The organism is Candidatus Effluviviaceae Genus I sp., from assembly GCA_016867725.1.
Lineage (GTDB): Bacteria > Joyebacterota > Joyebacteria > Joyebacterales > Joyebacteraceae > VGIX01.
The window spans coordinates 33997-52967 of record VGIX01000004.1 but is presented as its reverse complement, the minus strand read 5'-3'; the positions used below and the strand labels follow the sequence as shown (position 1 = coordinate 52967).

General features: G+C 72.0%; 14 protein-coding genes and 1 pseudogene. 2 read left to right on the top strand and 13 right to left on the bottom strand.

The annotated features are described in order from the left end of the window. Position 1 precedes the first annotated feature (1 nt). The 10 genes from FJY74_02355 to FJY74_02310 all read right to left on the bottom strand — a co-directional run bounded on the left by FJY74_02355 (position 2) and on the right by FJY74_02310 (position 12900). The gene (locus tag FJY74_02355) at positions 2-1234 is read right to left on the bottom strand and encodes a lipoprotein-releasing ABC transporter permease subunit (protein MBM3307149.1); all 1233 of its coding nucleotides are present in this window, start codon (positions 1232-1234) and stop codon (positions 2-4) included. Positions 1235-1252: 18 nt separating this feature from the next. After that, complete coding sequence (gene lysS, locus FJY74_02350) at positions 1253-2677, bottom strand: lysine--tRNA ligase (protein MBM3307148.1); 1425 nt, start codon at positions 2675-2677, stop codon at positions 1253-1255. A gap of 65 nt (positions 2678-2742) precedes the next feature. Beyond that, positions 2743-3832, bottom strand: a protein-coding gene (prfB, locus tag FJY74_02345; protein ID MBM3307147.1) for a peptide chain release factor 2 whose coding sequence is annotated in 2 segments (ribosomal slippage) — positions 2743-3771 and positions 3773-3832 — 1089 coding nt in all. Because the reading frame shifts where the segments join, the coding sequence is not laid out codon by codon here. Beyond that, positions 3829-4440, bottom strand: a complete 612-nt coding sequence (locus FJY74_02340) for a dephospho-CoA kinase (GenBank protein MBM3307146.1) — start codon at positions 4438-4440, stop codon at positions 3829-3831. The genes prfB and FJY74_02340 overlap by 4 nt, the downstream gene beginning before the upstream one ends. Before the next feature lie 8 nt (positions 4441-4448). Continuing rightward, on the bottom strand, positions 4449-7175 hold the full coding sequence (gene polA / locus FJY74_02335; protein ID MBM3307145.1) for a DNA polymerase I: 2727 nt from the start codon (positions 7173-7175) through the stop codon (positions 4449-4451). Continuing rightward, the gene (locus tag FJY74_02330; GenBank protein ID MBM3307144.1) at positions 7172-7750 is read right to left on the bottom strand and encodes a nicotinate-nucleotide adenylyltransferase; all 579 of its coding nucleotides are present in this window, start codon (positions 7748-7750) and stop codon (positions 7172-7174) included. Before FJY74_02330 ends, polA begins: the two co-directional genes overlap by 4 nt. A gap of 30 nt (positions 7751-7780) precedes the next feature. Continuing rightward, the gene (bamD, locus tag FJY74_02325; GenBank protein ID MBM3307143.1) at positions 7781-8542 is read right to left on the bottom strand and encodes an outer membrane protein assembly factor BamD; all 762 of its coding nucleotides are present in this window, start codon (positions 8540-8542) and stop codon (positions 7781-7783) included. Between the two features lie 28 nt (positions 8543-8570). Continuing rightward, positions 8571-10064 carry a PorV/PorQ family protein gene (locus FJY74_02320; GenBank protein ID MBM3307142.1) on the bottom strand — a complete coding sequence of 498 codons (1494 nt, stop codon included), beginning with the start codon at positions 10062-10064 and terminating at the stop codon, positions 8571-8573. 20 nt (positions 10065-10084) lie between these two features. After that, a complete protein-coding gene (locus FJY74_02315) occupies positions 10085-11743 on the bottom strand; it encodes a T9SS type A sorting domain-containing protein (protein MBM3307141.1) in 1659 nt (552 codons plus the stop codon). Positions 11744-11850: 107 nt separating this feature from the next. Then, positions 11851-12900: a hypothetical protein gene (locus FJY74_02310; GenBank protein MBM3307140.1), complete on the bottom strand. Its 1050-nt coding sequence runs from the start codon at positions 12898-12900 to the stop codon at positions 11851-11853. Between the two features lie 135 nt (positions 12901-13035). On the opposite strand from FJY74_02310, the gene FJY74_02305 reads away from it, so the two are divergent. Further along, positions 13036-13548, top strand: a complete 513-nt coding sequence (locus FJY74_02305) for a hypothetical protein (protein MBM3307139.1) — start codon at positions 13036-13038, stop codon at positions 13546-13548. 16 nt (positions 13549-13564) lie between these two features. Here the strand turns inward: FJY74_02305 and lpdA are convergent, their stop codons facing one another. Beyond that, a complete protein-coding gene (gene lpdA / locus FJY74_02300) occupies positions 13565-14947 on the bottom strand; it encodes a dihydrolipoyl dehydrogenase (GenBank protein ID MBM3307138.1) in 1383 nt (460 codons plus the stop codon). Positions 14948-15129: 182 nt separating this feature from the next. Between lpdA and FJY74_02295 the strand changes: the two are divergent. After that, positions 15130-15807, top strand: a pseudogene (locus FJY74_02295) (aspartate kinase). 435 nt (positions 15808-16242) lie between these two features. Here FJY74_02295 and FJY74_02290 read toward each other — a convergent pair. Together FJY74_02290 and FJY74_02285 are read right to left on the bottom strand one after the other, a co-directional pair. Then, entirely contained in the window at positions 16243-17823 is a 1581-nt protein-coding gene (locus FJY74_02290) for an amidohydrolase (GenBank protein ID MBM3307137.1), read from the bottom strand. 8 nt (positions 17824-17831) lie between these two features. Continuing rightward, positions 17832-18221, bottom strand: a complete 390-nt coding sequence (locus tag FJY74_02285) for a GWxTD domain-containing protein (protein MBM3307136.1) — start codon at positions 18219-18221, stop codon at positions 17832-17834. Positions 18222-18971: the final 750 nt, after the last annotated feature.

Genomic DNA, 18971 nt, shown 5'->3' with positions numbered 1-18971 from the left:
GCTACTTCCTCCGGATCGCCTCGACGGGCGCGAGCCGCGAGGCCTGCCATGCTGGGTAGAGCGCGGCCGCGAAGCTGATGAGCATGGCGGCCGCCGACACGACGACGAAGTCCAGGACCTGCATCTGCACCGGAAGCGTCTCGATGGGGTAGACGTCGCCTGGCAGGGAGACGAACTGGTACCTGTCCAGCAGGCTCGCGAGGACGAACCCGCCGATGGCCCCGAGGACCGTCCCGACGCCCCCGATGACCAGTCCCTCGAGCTCGAAGATGCGCCTGACCGACCGCGGCGTCGCGCCCATGGACTTCAGGATGCCGATGTCCTTGGTCTTCTCCATCACGACCATGATCAGGGTGCTCGCGATGTTGAACGCCGCCACGAGGACGATGAGCGACAGGATCCAGAACATGACCTTCTTCTCGGTCCGCATCCAGGTGAACAGGTTGCGGTTGAGCTCGATCCAGTTGTTGGCGCGGTACGGGAACCCTCCCAGGCGGTCCACGATGTTCGCGCCGATCTCCGGGGCGCGGTAGGGATCGTCCGTCTTCACGGAGATCCCGATCACCGAGTCCTTGTAGCCGAACAGCGACTGCGCGCTCGGAAGGTCAATGTAGACGAGCGACTGGTCGTACTCAAACATCCCCGAGCTCATGAGGCTCACGACCTCGAACCGCCGGACCGCCGGCATGAGGCCCATCGGAGTGAGCACGTAGTCGAACGGCGACGTCATCGCGACCGTGTCCCCGACGTCGGCGCGCAGCCTCCCGGCGAGCTCGTCGCCGAGGATGGCCGGTGGCAGCCCGCCGGGGCGCGCGACGAACTCGGTCACCTGGGGATCGACGTTGGTGAGGATGTCGGACACCCGGGCCTCCGCCGCCAGGTCGATCCCGCGGACCACGATGCCGTCCGACCCTCCGCGGCCCTTGAGAACGCCCTTGGAGTAGGTGAACGGGGCGGCGGCCACGACGTGCGGCATCGCGTTGATCCGGGCCGTGAGAGCGTCGTAGTCGCGGATCGGCTCGTTCCCGAACGTGAGCACGATGACGTGCGCGTTGATGCCGATGATCCTCCTGTGCACCTCCTGCTCGAAGCCGTTCATGACCGCGAGCACGACGACGAGCGCCATGACGCCGACGGCGACGCCCCCGATCGAGATGGCGCTGATGATCGAGACGAACCGCGACTTCCTCTTCGCGCGGAGGTACCGCCACGCGATGAACCACTCGAAAGCCAACGACGGCTCCTTCCCGGGCTAGTCGCCCGGACGCATGGGCGGGAAGAGCAGGACGTCCCGGATGCTCCGCGAGTCGGTGAGGAACATCACGAGACGGTCGATCCCGATGCCCAGCCCGCCGGTCGGCGGCATGCCCTGCTCGAGCGCCTGGAGGAAGTCCTCGTCCATGCCCTGCGCCTCGAGGTCGCCGCCCTCGCGCAGCGTCTGCTGCGTCTCGAAGCGCCTCCGCTGCTCGTCGGGGTCGTTGAGCTCGGTGAACGAGTTGCCGAGCTCGAGCCCCGCGATGAACACCTCGAAGCGCTCGACGAGATCGGGGTCCGCCGCCGTCTGCTTCGCCAGCGGCGAGATCTCGCGCGGGTAGTCCACGAGGAACGTCGGCTCCACGAGCTTCGGCTCGACGAGCTGCGCCAGGACCGTCTCGACGAGCGCGCCGAAGCTCTCGCTCCCGGCGAGCTCGAGCCCTGCCTCCTTCGCGCCGGTCGCGACGGTCTCGCGGGTGAGCGGCCCGGACAGACCGAGGGCGTCCCGCACCGCGTCCGTCACGCGGAGCCGCCGCCACGGCGGCGTCACGTCGATGGCGCCGCCCTGCCACGGCACCTGCCGCGTGCCCAGCACCTCGTCGGCCAGGCGCGCGACGAGCGACTCGCAGAGCTCCATCATGCCTTCGTAGTCGCTGTACGCCTCGTACAGCTCGAGCTGCGTGAACTCGGGGCTGTGCGTGCGGTCCATCCCCTCGTTCCGGAAGTCCTTCCCGATCTCGTACACGCGCTCGAGCCCGCCGACGATGAGGCGCTTGAGGTACAGCTCGTCGGCGATCCTGAGGAAGAGCGGCATGTCGAGCGCGTGGTGGTGCGTGGTGAACGGGCGGGCGAACGCGCCGCCGTACGTGGGCTGCAGAATGGGCGTCTCCACCTCGAGGTATCCGCGCCCGTCCATGAAGCGCCGGACGGCCGCGAGGATCGCGCTGCGCCGCGCGAAGACCTGCCTCGACTCCGCGTTCGCGATGAGATCGAGGTAGCGGTGGCGGAAGCGGAGCTCCTTGTCGCGGAGCCCGTGCCACTTCTCGGGCAGCGGTCGGAGCGCCTTCGCGAGGAGTTCGAACGAAGAGACGCCGACGCTCACCTCCCCCGCCCTCGTCTTCATGACCGCGCCGCGCGCGCCGACGATGTCACCGAGGTCGAAGTGCTTCCAGAGCGCGAACGCCTCCGAGCCCACGGCGTCGGCCCTCACGAAGAGCTGGATGCTCCCGCTCCCGTCCTCGAGGTCGGCGAAGACCGCCCTCCCGTGCCCGCGGATGGCCGTGAGCCGTCCCGCCACGGCGACCTCGCGCCCCTCGAGCGACGCGAAGTCGCGCGCGACGTCGCCGGCCCGGTGCGACCGCGCCGCGCGCCGCGGGTACGGGTCCACGCCCTTCTCCCGCAGCCTCGCGAGGTTCTCGCGCATGCCCGCGACGACGCCGCTCTCCGGCCTCTCCACGTGACCCTCCTTGCCGCGCTCTCTTCGTCGCCTCAGCTCGCCTTGAGATAGGCCTCGATGAACTCGTCGAGCGCGCCGTCGAGCACGCCGCCCACGTTCGACGTCTCAAGGCCCGTCCGCACGTCCTTCACCATCTGATAGGGGTGCAGGACGTACGACCGGATCTGGCTTCCCCACGCGATGTCCTTCTTCTCCGGCGCCGCCGCCTCCTGCTCCTTCCGGCGCTCCTCCTCGCGCATCGCGTAGAGCCGCGCGCGCAGCACCTTCATCGCGTTCTCGCGGTTCCGGAACTGCGAGCGGTCGTTCTGGCACGAGACCACGATCCCCGTCGGAATGTGCGTGACGCGGACGGCCGTCGAGCTCTTGTTGACGTGCTGACCGCCGGGGCCGCTCGCGCGGAAGAAGTCCACGCGGACGTCGGCGTCCCTGATCTCGACGTCGTTCTCCTCCTCGACGTCCGGGTACGCCGCGACGGACGCGAACGACGTGTGCCGCCGGTGCGCCGCGTCGAACGGCGACAACCTCACGAGCCGGTGGACGCCGGCCTCCGCCCTGAGGTAGCCGTAGGCGTACTGGCCCTTCACGAGGGCGGTCGCGCTCTTGATGCCCGCCCCGTCCCCCGGCTGAACGTCCATGAGCTGCACGTCGTAGCCCTTCCGGGCCGCCCACGCGAGGTACATGCGAAGGAGCATCTGCGCCCAGTCCTGCGAGTCGGTGCCGCCGGCCCCGGGGTGGATCGCGAGGATCGCCCCGCGCTCGTCGTCCGTGCCCGAGAGCATCTTGCGGAACTCGAGCGCGCCGAGCTCTTCCGCGAGCGACGCGACCTCCTTCCGCGCTTCCTCCTCCGCCTCGCCGCCCTCCTCGTCGGCCATCTCGACGAGCGCGCGCGCGTCCTCGACGCGCCGCTCGAGCGCCGCGATCGGCTCGAGCCACGCCTTGAGCGCGTTGAGCTCGTCGATGATCCCCTTGGCGCGCGCGCCGTCCTGCCAGAAGCCGGCCGCGGCCGTCAGCGCCTCGAGCTCGCCCCGCCGTTTCTCCTTCGCGGGCGTGTCAAAGGTAGCTCCTGAGCTCCCCGATGCGGGCGCTGATCCCGCGGAGCTCCTTGTCCAGACCGTTGCTCATGCGGCGTTCCTCTCCTCGGGCGGCACCGACTCCCAGAGGTCGTTCACCCGCGACTCGAGCCGCGCGAGCGTGCCGTCGTTGTCGATGACCGCGCCCGCCGACCCGACGAGCGCCTCCTCGTCACGCTGCGCCCGCATCCGCGCGAGCGCGTCCTCCCGCGAGAGCCCGTCGCGCGCCAGCCGCTCGATCCGGGTCTCGAGCGGCGCGCGGACGGCGACCACGAGGTCGAAGAGGTCCAGCACGTCCCACTGCGCGAGGAGCGCCGCCTCGACGACCACGACGCCGCGGCCGCGCTCGCGCTCCACGGCCTCGAGGCGGAGCGCGATGGCCTCGACGAGCGGCGGGTGCGTGATCGCGTTGAGCTTCGCCAGGGCCTCCTCGGACGCGAACGCGATGCTCCCGAGCCCGCGTCGGTCGAGCCGCCCGTCCGGCGCGACGATCGTCTCCCCGAACGACTCGACGAGCGCGCGGAACGTCGGCGTGCCCGGCTCGACCAGTTCGCGGGCCAGATCGTCGGCGCGGATCACGGCGGCGCCGCGGGCCTCGAGGAGCCTCGCGACCTCGCTCTTCCCCGTGCCGATGCCGCCGACCAGGCCGACGCGGAACACCCCGCCTCCTAGTGCGCCTCGTACCAGCTCGCCCCGACGGCGACGTTGACCGCCACGGGCACGTCGAGCTCGACGCCCGGCGGGCGCTCCATGCACCGCCGCGCCAGCGCGACGACGTCACCCGCCGCGCCCTCGTCCGCCTCGAACACGAGCTCGTCGTGGACCTGCAGGACCATCCGCGCCGGAAGCCCGCCCTCGGCGATCGCGCGGTCGGCCTCGATCATCGCGAGCTTGATCATGTCAGCCGCGCTCCCCTGGATGGGCGTGTTCACGGCCGTGCGCTCGGCGAGCGCCCTGGCCGCCTGGTTACCAGCCGAGAGCCCCCTGATGGGGCGGCGGCGGCCCAGCAGCGTGGACGACCACCCGGTGCGCTCGGCGTCCCGGACCGCCCGCTCAGTATACTCCTTCACCCGCGGGTACGTCGCGAAGTACCGGTCGATGAACGCCTGCGCCTCGGCGGGCTCGATGCCGAGCTCGCGCGCCAGGCCGTACGCCGTCATGCCGTACATGATGCCGAAGTTCACCGTCTTCGCCCAGTCGCGCTGCGCCTTCGTCACGGACTCCTCGGGGGTCGCGAAGATGAGCGCCGCGGTCGCCCTGTGGAGGTCCTTGCCCGCGCGGAAGGCGTCCGCAAGCCCCTCGTCGCCCGACAGGTGCGCCATGATCCGAAGCTCGATCTGCGAGTAGTCCGCCGACACGAGCACGCGGCCCGGGCCGGCGACGAACGCCCTGCGGACCTCGCGGCCGAGGTCCGTCCGCGTCGGGATGTTCTGGAGGTTCGGGTTGCTGCTCGACAGCCGCCCGGTGGCCGCCACCGCCTGGTTGTACGTGGTGTGGACACGCCCGGTCCGCGGACTCACGAGTTTCGGGAGAGCATCGAGATAGCCGGCCTTGAGCTTCGTGAGCTGCCGGTACGAAAGGAGAAGCCCGGCGATCTCGTGCTTCGCCGCGAGCGCGAGGAGCGTTCTCTCATCGGTCGAGTAGCCGGTCTTCGTGCGCCGTCCCTTCCTCAGGCCGAGCGCGTTGAAGAGCACCTCGCCCACCTGCTTCGGCGAGTCCAGGTTGAACTCGACTCCCGCCGCCGTCCAGACGCTGCGCCGAAGCGCCTCGGCCTCGCGCCCGTAGTTCTCCGCGAGCTTCCCGAGGAGCTCGGTGTCCACGGCCACACCCGCGAGTTCCATCCTCGCGAGGACGGGAACGAGAGGAAGCTCGACCTGGCGCAGAAGCGGCGAGAGGCCCGCCGCGTCCAGTTCGCGCCTGAGAACCTCCGCAAGGCTCCACGCGACCTCGGCGTCGGCACAGGCGTGGTCGCGGACGTCGTCGAGCGGGACCTCCGCGAGCGTGAGCTGCTCCCTGCCCCTCCCGATGAGGTCCTCGATGGGCGTCATCGTCCTGCCGAGCCGCTCGAGGGCGAGCGCGGCGAGCCCGTGCGACCGCTTCTCCGGGTCCAGAAGGTACGAGGCGAGCATCGTGTCGAACGCGACCGGGCCAAGCTCGATGCCGTGACAGCGCAGCACGGCGTAGTCGAACTTGAGGTTCTGCCCCGCCTTCGGCACGGAGGCGTCCTCGAGAAGCGGTCGAAGCGCGGCGAGCGCGGCCTCCCGGCCGAGGCCCGCTCCGCCGTGCCCGACGGGCACGTACCAGGCGCGCCACGCCGCGCGCGAGAACGAGATCCCGACGATCTCCGCCGCGGTCGGGTCGAGCGAGGTCGTCTCGAGGTCCACGGCGAAGCCCTCGGACGTCCTGAGCTCGCCGACCAGCGCCTCGAGCGCCCGTTCGTCGCCCACGACCTCGTAGGCCCGCCCGCGCTCCCGCTCCTCGGGCGTCTCCTCCGGCACGAGGCGTCTGAGGAAGGACGGGAACTCGAGCTCGCGAAAGAGCGCCACGAGCCTCTCCCGGTCGGGTTGGCGCCGCGCGAGGTCGTCGAGGGCGGCGCCGACCGGCGCGTCGGTGCGGATCGTCGCGAGCGCGCGGCTCGCGAGCGCCTGCGCGGCGTGCTCGACGACGTTCCTCCTTCGCGCCGGGCCCGAGATCTCGTCGGCGTGCGCCACCACGTCCTCGATCGCGCCGAACCGTGCGACGAGCTCAACGGCCGTCTTCTTCCCCACGCCGGGCACTCCCGGGATGTTGTCGGACGAGTCCCCCATGAGCCCCAGCACGTCGACGACGCGCTCCGGCGGAACGCCGAACCGCGAGGCGACCTCGGCCGGCGAGAATTCGATGTCCTTGCCGGGGTCGTACACCGTGACGAGCGGGCCGACGAGCTGCAGGAGGTCCTTGTCGCCCGACACGATGAGGGACCGCAGGTCCTTCGCCGCGGCCGCGACCGCGAGCGTGCCGATGACGTCGTCGGCCTCGTAGCCGGGGACCGCCAGCACGGGGATCCCGAGCGCCTCGACGACGTCCCTGATGCCGTCGAGCTGCTGCACGAGGTCGTCGGGCATCGGCGGCCGCGTCGCCTTGTACGCCGCGAACTCGCGGTGGCGGAACGTCGGCTCCGGCGTGTCGAACACGACCGCGGCGAGCCGAGGCGCCACGCGCTCGAGGATGGGCAGCAGAGACGACACGAACCCGTAGACCGCGCTCACGTTCGCGCCCTTCGAGTTCAGAAGCGGGTTCCTGATGAACGCGAAGTGCGAACGGTAGGCCAGGGCACTGCCGTCGACCAGGCAGAGGTCCGGCGAGCCCGACGGACCCGCGGGCGCCGCCGTGAGCCGGTCCGTCGCGGGCTTCATGTGTAGAGGTTCTTCTCTCTGATGAAGGCCTCGACCTCGGGAGGAACGAGGTAGCGGATGCTCGCCCCCCGGCGGAGCCTCCGGCGGATGTCCCGCGAGGACACGTCGAGCGCGGGCATGTCCAGAACCGCGATGCGGTCGGCGAACCTGGGCTCCGTCCGCTCGATGGCGAAGCCCGGCCGCGGCGCGACGACGAACCGACACGCGGCGAGGAGCTCCTCGGGCAGCTTCCATGCCGCAAGCTGCGTCAGGCTGTCCGATCCCGCGACGAACGTGAGCTCCTCGCCGGGAAGCTCCGCGGCCACGGCGCGGACCGTGTCGATCGTGTACGACGGCCCGGAGCGCCGGGACTCGATGTCCGACACCGCGAGGCGCGGGTTCCCGGCGATCGCCCGCCTGACCATCTCGAGCCTGTCCTCGAACGACGCCTCCGCTCCGTCCCCCTTGTGCGGCGGACGGGGCGCCGGCACGAAGATCAGCCGGACGAGGCCGAACTGAGCCACGGCCTGATCGGCCATGACGAGGTGCGCGATGTGAATGGGGTCGAACGTCCCCCCCATGAGACCTGTCGCCAACGGGAACACCCCCTCCGGGGCGGCGGGAGGCTACGGCGCGGCCATCTCGAGCGCGGCCGCCGCGGCCTCGTCGCTCTGCGGATAGAGGAGGACCAGCCGCTCGTAGGCCGCGCGCGCCTCGTCGTGCGCGCCGTCGGTCGCCGCGCTCCGCGCCAGCGCGAGGAGCGCCCTGGGCGCCCACGGCGTGTCGGCGTAGTCGCGCGCCACGGCCTCGAAGTACACGCGCGCGGCCCGCCCGCTCTTGAGCAGCACGTAGAGGCGGCCGCTCTCGTAGGTCTTCTCGGCCAGCCTCGAGCGCAGCTCCGCGACCCTCTCCCGGGCCGGCTCCGTGAACGGGCTGTCCGGGTGCTCGGTCAGGAAGCGCGACAGCTGCGCGATCGCCCGCTCGGTCATCGTCTGGTCCAGGGCCGCGGGGCGCGACTGGTCGTAGTAGGTGAGCCCGAGCCTGTAGGCGGCCTCCGCGACGAGCGGCGAGCGCGGGTATTCCGCGGGGACACGGTGGTACTCCTGCTCGGCCGCGGGGTAGTCGCCCATCGCCTGGCGCGACTTCGCAAGCGCCAGGAGCGCGTCGTCGGCCAGCTCGTGGAGGGGCGACCGCGCGAGCACGCGGTTCATCGCCTCGATGGCGTAGAGGTGGTCTCCCTTCTCGGCCGCGGCCACGCCGAGAGCGTACGCGTCCTCGGTCGTGACGTCGCTGCCGATCTCGGGCATCGAGGAGCAGCCGAAGAGCGCGATCGCGACGACCGCGAGCAGCGCTGCCAAGACCGGAGCCGTGCGCCGGGACGTGATCACGTTCGGTCCTCCTTCGAGCGAGACAGGCTCAGCTCGACGCCTTGCTCGTGTAGAAGAGATAGATGAGCCCGCCCACGATCCCCGCCACGATGACCGGCTCGAGGACCTTGTCCCACCCGCCCTCCTTGAGCTCCGGGGAAGCGAACGCCTGCCCGGGCGTCGCGAGCTGGCCCACGAGCGCGCCGGGAACGACCTCGCGGCGCTCGCGCCGCGCGTTGCCGGCCCACATGACGTTGCCCGACGCGTCCGACAGCTGAAAGTAGATGTCCACGTCCGTCCGCCGCTCGGCGCGCTTCGGCCCCACCATCCACTCACGCCACGTCCTCGGCAGCGAGACCTGGCAGGAGACGACGCGGAACGACACCTGGTAGGCGCCCCCGGTCTCGTCGCCGCTGATCGCGCCGGACTTCACCACGTGTCCCATGGACGTGAGCTTCTCGTTGATGAGCGACTGCACGAGCCAGCTCGCGTCGTGCTTGTCGACGAGCGCCACGTAGACGTCCGAGCGCGGCGGGAGCGTCATCCGATCGATCGCCTCGGCGATCGCCTCCCGCGCGAGGGCGCTCACGACGACGATGTGCGTCTGGGGCGCGGAGGCCGCCGGGACGGCCGCTGCTCCCGACGCCGGGACCGGCGCGGCGCCGGCGGCGCCTCCGAGCGCCGCCGACAACGAGAAGTGGTGCGTGTCGGTGAGCTCGGACGGGCGGAACGCGTAGTCGAGCGCCCACCGCTCGTTCCACGACAGCCCCACGCCGGCGGAGAGCGCCGACAGAGCGCTCTCGGGCCCGAGCACGGCGCCTCCCCGAAGCGCGACGCCGCGCAGCGGCCGGTACTCGACGCCGGCCCGCGCGGCAGGCCCGAGGTCGTTCTGCTTCTCCACGTCGAGCGCCACGACGACGTCGCGCCACGCGCACGACGCTCCGGCGGCGACGGTGGCCGGAAGCGGGTCGGCCCCTCCTCCGAAGTCCATCCCGGGGCCGAGGTTCCGCACGGCCGCGCCGACCGAGACGTTCTCGAACGGCTCGTACAGCACGCCGGCGTCGAGCGCGTACGACGACGCGTCGTCGTCGCCGAGCCTGCTGGAGACGAGCTTGAGCGCGGCTCCTACGGCGATCGCCTCGCGAAGCTGCCTTGCGTATCCGAGCGCGCCGCAGAAGTCGCCGGCCTCGAAGTCGCCGTCGCCTGTGTTGTCCCAGCGCAGCCCGCCCTGCTCGAGCGAGAGCCCGAACCCTCCGCTCGATCCCAGGCGACCTGCGTACGCGCCGTGCTGGTAGGTCGCGCCCGACAGCCACGAGACGTGCGACAGCGTGAGCCTGTGTCCATCGCCGTGGGCCAGACCGGCCGGGTTCCAGCTCAGGGCCGCCGCGTCGTCCGCGAGCGACACGTAGGCGCCCCCGAGCGCCGCGGCCCTCGCGCCCGCGCCGATGGAAAGCCACTGCGCCCCGGACGTCCCCGTCGCCGCACCGGCCGTGGCGGCCGCCGCGAGAAGAGAGAGAACCGCCGCGCCCAGAGTCGACCTCATGCTCGTTCCTCCCGGCTCGTCTATCGCTTGACGACGGCCACCTTGCGCACCGCCTCGTTTCCGCCCGACCGGATCCGCACGAAGTAGACGCCGCTGGAAAGCGCCTCGCCGTCGTCGCCGCGGCCGTCCCACGCGATGGACGACGCCCCGCTCGCCTCGATCGAGCGCACGAGCGCGCCCGCGGCGTTGTAGACCGCGACCCGAGAGATCCCCGATCCGCCTCCGAGGCCGATGGTCACCGACTCGCCGGCCGACGGATCGAACGCGTTCCGGTCCAGCTCGAATGCCTCGACCTCGCTCGACCCCGTCGCGACCGAAACGGTCACCGACGAATCCGGCACGGAGCGCTGGAAGGCGTCCGTCGCCGTGATGATGACCCGCGCGTTCGTCACGGGCAGGAGCGCGTTCGCGTCCGACGTCACGTACTTCACGAGGTACGTGCCCCCGCCCGAGTCGATGACCTGCACGAGGCCGGGGAGGAACTCGCTGTCCACGCGGCTGAAGTCGGCGGCAATCGTGTATCCCCGGCTGTCCCACCTCGTGGAGATCGTGATCATCTGCCCCGGCGTGAAGCGGGGACCCGGCGCCTGCACCGTGCTCGACGTGTGGATCGGGCCGGCGACGTCGAAGACGACAGGAACTGACAGAATGGGGTTCGCGCTCGTCGTCGTGTTGACGTGCCCCAGCCCGTCGGCGGTCGCCGCGCCGTCGTACGCCCGCACGCGGAGGGAGACGCTCTCGTCGGCCACACCGGGCACGCAGGCTCCGCAGACGAGCGCGTGGCTCCAGTCAACCGTGTCGGCCCCGCTCGCCCCGACGCCGGTCCACGCCACGCCGTCAAGCGAGACCTGGACGGCCCGCACGCCGGCGCGGTCGTAGGCCCACCCGGTGACGACGGCCAGCGTGTCCGCCACGCGGAACTCCGCCGCCCCGGGCTGAGGAAAGCGCGCCCCGAGGCGCGGGGGCGCGATGTCCAGGTCGATGAGCACGGTCGCCTCGGAGGAGTTTCCCGCGAGGTCCCACGCCTCCGCTTCGATGACGTAGAGCCCATCCGGTGAGACCACTCCCGAGTCGGACCGGCCGTCCCAGCGCGCCCTGAACGAGCCTGAGCCCGACGGCGGCAGAATGCTGCGGACGACGGAGCCGGAGGGCGTGAGCGCCCGCACCCGGACGCGGTCGCTCGCGTGCGCGAACGCGGCCGAACCCGACACCGTCAGCGTGTCGGCCACACCGTCCGCGTCGGGCGAGAAGCGGGCAGGGAGGGCCTCAAGCTGCAGAACGACGGGAGGGTCCGTGTCCAGGCGGAGCGGGGCGACGGCCTGTTCGAGGCCGCCCCCCTGGGGCACCGCGGTCACGACGAACGCATACCGCCCGTCGCCCGCCACGGCGCCGCCCACGCGACCGTTCCACCAGTGCCTGCGGTCGCCGGCTCCCTCCCATCCTGCCCAGAGGGTCGCCAGTTCGACGAGAGACGAATCGGCCACGGACACGATGACCGCCGCGGTCTCCGACAGCGTGTAGTGCACGGCGGTCGAGTCGTAGACGCCGTCCACGTTCGGAGAGAACGGGTCCGGGATGGCCCCGATGCCCGTCAGGACGCCGCCCTCCGCGCTCGCGACGAGCGCGGCGATGCCGACCAGGACCAGGGGCGCAAGCCCCGTCCCGCTGCCCCGCCTCATGCGCCCTCCGTGTTCCACGTCTCCCGGTGTCCATAACCTTCTGATTTTGCAAGAGGATACATCGCTCGACGCGCCTCCTGTCAAGGACGAATCGCGGACGCGGCGCGTCAGAAGCGGAGGAAGACCGAGAGCAGATGCGCCGGAGCGCGACCGGACGACAGCAGCACGGCGTAGTCCACGGCGCAGGCGTCACCCGCCGCCCGTTCTGCGCCCCGGCAGCCGGTCATCGGGAGCGCCCCGACGCCCAGCGTCAGGACGGCGGGCCCGCCCTCGCGCTCGCGGAACAGCCCTCCGCGGAGCGCGGCGCTGCGACGGACTCGCCACTCCGCGCCGGCCCGCGGCTCGAGCGCGGTGTCCGCCCCCTTCTCGGAGAGGTCCCTCACGTCGACCGTGACGAGGGCCCGCGGGGACAAGCGGTAGGCGATGCCGGCGTTCATCGTGCGCGGCCCGAAGCCCTCGAGGCCTGCCCTGACGCCCTCGAAGCCGGGCGCTGCGTCGAAGTACACGAACCCGACGGCGACGCGCTCGTTCGGTCGGAGCAGCGCCCCGTACGCGCGGCCGGTACCGAAGACCCGCTCGCCGTCGAGCTCGAGGCCGGCGAACACGGTGTGGGCGGCGCCGATCGAGACGCTCGGGGCGAGCGCGAAGGAGACGGCCGCCGTGCTGTAGTAGCCGTCGAGCAGATCCCCGGCGTCGGCGAGCACGCGCGACCGGTCGAGGGTCTCGGGATCGAGGCTCTCCTCAAGGAGAAGCACGCCGACGCAGACAGAGCCTCGGCGCAGCACCGTGCCCTTCGCGATGCTCCCCACGAGGATCATCGCGCGCTCCGCCGCCGCCAGGCCCCCGAACCGTTCGGTCTCGGTGCCCGTCAGGATCCCCGTCTCGTGCAGGATCGGAACGGCCCCGAGCGCGTTCGCGTGCACGCGGATGCGCGCGCCGCCACGACACAGAGGGACCGCGAGACCGGCGGGATTCCAGGACACGGCGGCGAGGCCGTCCTCGACCGCAAGGAACGCCCCCCCCATGCCCATCGCCCGAGGGGAGACGGTGCTGACGGTGCCGGCGGCGCGCGCCGCTGGTGGACACGAGGCGGCAACGAAGAGGACGACCGCGCCGGCCGTCGCGGCGATGCTGGCGCTGAGCGAGAAGCGGGTCACGAGCGCAGTATATCACCCGGCGCCGCTCTCCTCCAAGCGCGCTCATTGGCCGTTGACAACGGCGCGCTCCCCCCGTAGCATCGGAGCCGCACCGAGATGGCATCCGAGACACCGATCAGAGAGGGGGCGAGTGTCATGAGAAGCGCTCTCATCGTCCTGTGCGGCGTGCTGGTCCTCGCCGCATGCCTGCCCGCAACGGCGGCCGACGAGGCCGTGCGGCCTCCCGTCACGACGCCGCCGGCGACGCGCCTGACGTCCCCCACCGGACTCTCGGCGAAGAGCGAGACGACGATCAGCGGGATGGTCACCGACGCCAGCGGCGCTCCGATGAAGGACGTGGCGGTCAAGCTGTACATCGGGGGGCTTCTGGCGAGCGAGTTCAAGACGTCGCTGGACGGGTCGTTCGAGATCGTCGAGCTCATCGACTACGGCCGGGACGTGACGATCGACCTCTGGTTCGTGCCGCCGCAGGCCGGCCTTTTGATGGAGAACGTCATCCTGAAGGAGAGCTCGGCGGCGATCGCCCACTCGCTCTACAGCAAGTGCACGAAGCGCGTCCGCCTCGATCCCATCACCGACATGATCGTGAAGATCGTCGACGGACAGACGAGGGCCGCGCAGATCCAGCGCGCCGGGTGCGCGGGCTAGGCTGCGCGGTCGCGCGTCACAGCGAGTGGATCGACATCCCGTCCACGGCGTCGGCGGCCTCCCCGACCGCCTCGGCCAGCGTAGGATGCGCGTGAACCGCTGAGGCGAGGTCGTCCGCTGTGAGCCGCACCCGCACGGCGAGCGCGATCTCATGGATCAGGTCGCTCGCGCCCGCGCCGACGATCGTCCCGCCGACGACAACGCCGCTGTCCCGCTCGCAGACGATCTTGACGAAGCCCTGCGTCTCTCCGACGGCCGCGGCCTTCCCGAGCGCGGAGAACGGGAATCGGCCCGTTCGCACGTCGAGGCCGCGGGCGGCCGCCTCGTCCTCGGTGAGCCCGACGCCCGCCACCTCCGGATGCGTGAACGTGCAGCGAGGCACGGCTCGGTAGTCCATGGCGGCGTCCCTGCCCGCCGCGCGCGACGCCGCCACGACGCCCTCGTGCGACGCGACGTGGGCGAGCATGAGACCGCCGACGAGATCGCCGATGGCGTACACGCCGGTCGCCGTCGTCTCCATCCTCTCGTTGACCTTCACGGCCCCCCGCTCCGTCGCCACGCCGTGCTCCGAAAGCCGCAGACCGTCCGACAAGGGCCGCCTGCCCATCGCGAGCAGCACCATGCCCGCCGCCACGGTCGATCCGTCGGACAGCGCAGCCTCGGCCGCGTCGCCGCGGACCGCGACGGACTCGACGCGCGTCCCCGTTCGCGCGTCCACGCCAGCGCGGCGGAACGCGGCTCGAAGGACACGGGCCGCCGCCGCGTCCTCGCCCGGCAGGATCTCCGGGAGCATCTCAACGAGCACGACGCGCCGTCCCATGGCCGCGTAGAGCCCGGCGAACTCGCAGCCGACCGCGCCGGCCCCGACCACCATGACGGTCTCGGGAACGTCCGCGCGGGAGAGCGCCTCCCTGCTCGTCACGACGACGCGACCGTCGTACGGGAACGCCGGCGGCACGACGGCCTCGGACCCGGTGGCGAGGATCACGCTGCCTGCCTCGACGCGCTCCGCGCCTCCCTCGCCGGCGATCTCGACCACGCCGGCGCCGGCGAGCGCGCCCGCGCCGCGGAACACGGTCACCCGCCTCTTTCTGAGCAGCGTCTCGACGCCCGACCTCAGCTTCGCGACGATCTCGTCCTTCCTCCGGAACATGTCGTCCGCGCTGACCGCGGCGGGCCCGGCCTTGATCCCGAACTCGCCTGCCCTGCTCACGACGGCAGCGGCCGCGGCGCTCGCCAGCAGCGACTTCGTCGGGATGCAGCCCCAGTTGAGGCACACGCCGCCGAGCCGGTCCCTCTCGACGAGCGCCACCCTGAGGCCGAGCTGCGCGCCCCGGATGGCCGCCACGTACCCGCCCGGCCCTCCCCCGATGACCGCGAGATCGTACCGCTCCGCCATGCGTCGCCCCCTCCGCTGTCGCGCCTCGCGTTCCCTCGCCCCCGCCCAGACTAGCGGCCCCGCTCGCCCGGTGTCAACACCGCGGGGAGTCGTCTCCGCGCGCCGCCGCGGACCTTCACGCCGGCCGCGTCGGTTGACGGTGACCGTGTCATGTGCTAGAAAGGGGCCCTCGAGGAGGCACCGTGTCCATCGTCGTGCAGAAGTACGGCGGCACGTCCGTCCAGGACCACGACAGGATCCTGGGCGTGGCGCGCCGCGTGGCGGCCCTCAGGGCGTCCGGCAGCGACGTCGTGGTCGTCGTCTCCGCGCAGGGCGGGACGACCGACGAGCTCCTCCTCGAGGCAAGGCGGCTCTCCCCATCGCCCGCGCAGCGCGAGCTCGACATGCTCATGACGGCCGGCGAGCGCATCTCGATGGCTCTCCTCGCGATCGCGCTCAACGCCCTCGGCTGCCGCGCCGTCTCCTTCACCGGATCGCAGGTCGGGATCATCACCGACACGCGCCACACCGACGCGAGGATCCTCGAGGTGCGGCCCCGCCGCGTGCTCGAGGAACTCGCCAGGGGCAACGTGGTCGTGGTCGGCGGGTTCCAGGGCGTGAGCACGGCGAAGGAGGTCACGACGCTCGGGCGCGGAGGGTCCGACACGACGGCCGTCGCGCTCGCCGCCGCGCTCGGCGCCGACCGGTGCGAGATCCTCACCGACGTGGACGCGGTGTACACGGCCGACCCGCGCGCCGTTCCCGCGGCCCGTAGGATCGCGGAGATCGGCTTCGATGACATGGCCGAGCTCGCGCGGTGCGGGGCCGTCGTGCTCAAGGAGGAGTGCGTCCGCTTCGCCGAGCGCTGCGGCATCGCCCTCGAGGTCGGTTCCAGCGAGGCGCCCGTCCCCGGCACGATCGTCCTCGAGCGCCCGCGCCACGCGGAGCCGCCCGTGGTCGGACTCTCGCTCCTGAAGACGGCCTCGCTTCTCACGTGGCGGGGCGTCGGCCCGGCCGAGGCCGCGCGGCGGCTCGCCGACGCGGGAGCCGGCGACGCCAAGTTCCTCGTGTCGACGCCCGAGGCGACGCTGGCCGCCGTCGTTCCATCCGGCCCCCTCGAGGACGAGCGCGGGACCGCGGCCGGCGCCGAGGTCGTCCCCGCGGCGCTCGTCTGCGCGGCCGGCCCGGCCGCCGGGTCGCCGCGGACGGCGGCGGAGGCGTGGCGCGTCGTCGAGGCCGCCGGCGGGCGCGCGCTCGCGGCGTCGTCTTCGGGACGCTCGACCGTGCTCGCCGTCGAGCCGGACACGGCGGAGGCGTCACTCCGCGCGCTGCACGATGCGCTCATCGGCTCCGGCGGCGCCTCGTGACCTGCCGCGCGCGAAGACCTCCCTCCCCCGCACGTAGAGGCTCTCCACGCTGATGTCCCTGATGGTCGAGGGGGCGGCGGTGAGCGGGTCGCTCCCGAGCACGGTGAAGCTCGCTTCCTTGCCGGGCGCGAGCGTCCCGCGCCGGTGCTCGTCGAACGCGAGCCACGCAGCGCGCGACGTGAAGAGCGCGAGCGCGTCCTCGACCCCCAGAGCCTCCTCCCGGTCGGCCCGGTTCACGGCCGCGTGAACGCCGAGGAGCGGATCGAGCGGGGTCACGTAGGAGTCCGAGCCGCCGGCGAGCGGGACGCCCGAGCGCAGCATGGTCCGGAACGGATTGGTGCGCGAGGCGCGCCGTCTGCCGAGCCGAGCCTCGTACATGCCCCCCGGACAGCCCCAGAAGAGCTCGAACGCCGGCTGCACGCCCGCGGCGAGACCCAGCGCGGACATGGCCGCGATGTGCGCCGGCGACGCGAGCTCGCAGTGCTCGATCCTGTGCCGGGCGCCGCGCGCGTCGCCCCCGCACGCCGCCCCGTAGCACGCGACCGCCTGGCCGATCGCCCTGTCCCCGATCGCGTGCACCGCGATCTGAAGCCCCCGGCCGGCCGCCGCGCGCATGAAGCCGATGAGCTCGTCGTCCGAGTGGTAGAGCTCGCCTCGCCCTTCCCCGTCGGCGTACGGCTCCTCGAGCGCCGCCGTTCTCGACCCGAGGGACCCGTCGAGCAGGATGCACCCTCCGATCCTCGGAAGCCCCAGCGACACCACGCGGTCCACGTCCTTCGTCTGCGGGAACACCACGACGTCCACGGGCAGCTCCGGCTGGACCTCGAGGAGAAGCTCGACGTCCCGGCACGCCGGGTCGTCGCGCCCCACGAGCGCGTGCACCACGCCCGCGCCGTGCGACGCCGCTGCCGCCGCGGCCCGGCGGTAGCACTCGAGCCGCTCCTCGCGGGACAGAAGCTCGGCGGCCCTCTCCGCCGCGGCCGAGTGAGCGCGTCCCCGGAGAACGCCGGTCGGCTGTCCGTCGCCGTCCGCGTCGACGCCCGGCTGTCCCGGGGCGATGCCGAGGAGGGAGAACGCCGCGCTGTTGGCGACCGAGGAGTGGCCGTCCCGCCGCCGCGCGTGGATCGGGAGGCTCGACGACACGGCGTCGAGCTCGGTGCGCGTGGGATAGCGTCCGTCCTCGATGAGGTCGGGGTCGAAGGAGTGTGCCCTGAGCATGGCCCCACGGAAGCCGCGCGCGGCATCCGCGATCGCGTCCATGACCTCGGCGAACGACCGCGCTCGCCCGAGATCGAGATCGAGGTCCATCTGCCCGGTGCTGAGAAAGTGCACGTGGGTGTCGTGCAGCGCGGGGAGCACGGTCCGTCCGCGCAGGTCGAGGAGCTCGGCGCCGCCGCGGGTGTCTTCGGGCGGCGGCCCCGCGCCGACGGACGCGATGAGGCCGCGTTCGCAGAGCATCCAGTCGGCGAGAGCGAGGGAACCGTCCATCGTGCGGATGCGGGAGAGAACGAGCGTGCGTCGGGGCTGCACGCGACCCCCTAGATCCTCGAGGTCTCGACGAGCGAGTACTCGCCGAAGCCCTCCCTGTCCACGAAGGTGAACTTGAGGTGCTCGCGGTAGTAGTACCAGACCTCCCACGAGTGAAGGAGCCTGTCGACCGCCTGCGTCTCGGTGTCGTCCGGCTCGCCGTACTGGATGTACACGCGCCCCATGTCGGTCTGCCATCCCTCGATCACCGACTTGAAGCGCATGTTCGCGTACGCGAGCCTCCGGAGGAACTCCACCTTGAACTCGTTGACCTCGGTGGACGGGTCCGGATCGCGCCGCCGCCAGAACTCGGCCCACGCCGCGTCCCGCTGGTCGGCCGGGGCGTTCCTGAGCCGCTGGACCTCTTCGCGGGACGCCACGTAGCCCACCTGCGACACCATCTTCTCGAAGTCCTCGCCCCAGTTCTTCGGGGACGTGAGGACGCGGAAGCGCGACCTGACGGAGGCCTCGCGCCCCCCCGCGACCGGCCGGACGCGCACCCTGAGGAAGTACACCCCGACGTCCAGAGACAGCACGGACATGCGGGCCTCGCGCTCGGTCCTCCGCCCGGTCTGCTGCATCGTGTCCGTGAAGGAGGCCGCGACGGCCCCTCGCTCGTTCTCGACGGAGAGGTCCATCCTGTAGACGCTGCCGGAGTCGCCGTACACGGGCACGCGCACGCCGAGGATCGGCCACTCCTCACCGTAGTCCCTCGACGGGTTCGGTTCGAGCTCGGCCGACTCCGAGACCGCGCGCTGGAAGACGAGCGTGCCGACGGTGACGCGTCCGGGCGTGTGCTCTGGGACCGCGACCTCGCGCTCGATGAGCCCGGCGGCGCCCGTTTCGACGCTCCTGATCCCGACCTTCAGCCGGTAGTTCCCCTGACCGACCTCGAGCGTCTGCGTCTCGGAGATGATCGAGGCGCGCGCGCGCGTCTCCGCGTAGGTCGCAACGTCCGCGCGCCGAAGCCACGAGTCACCCGCAACCTGCCGCCCGTCCCGGCCGTACAGGATGACTGTCACCTCGTACCGCGCCGAGTAGCCGTCGTCGGTCCGCAGGAAGATGAGGTCGGCGTGGCTCACCGACCAGGTGACCGCCACCTGTCCCTGCCCACCGACGGCGGGCATGATCGCGACGTCCGCGGCGAACCG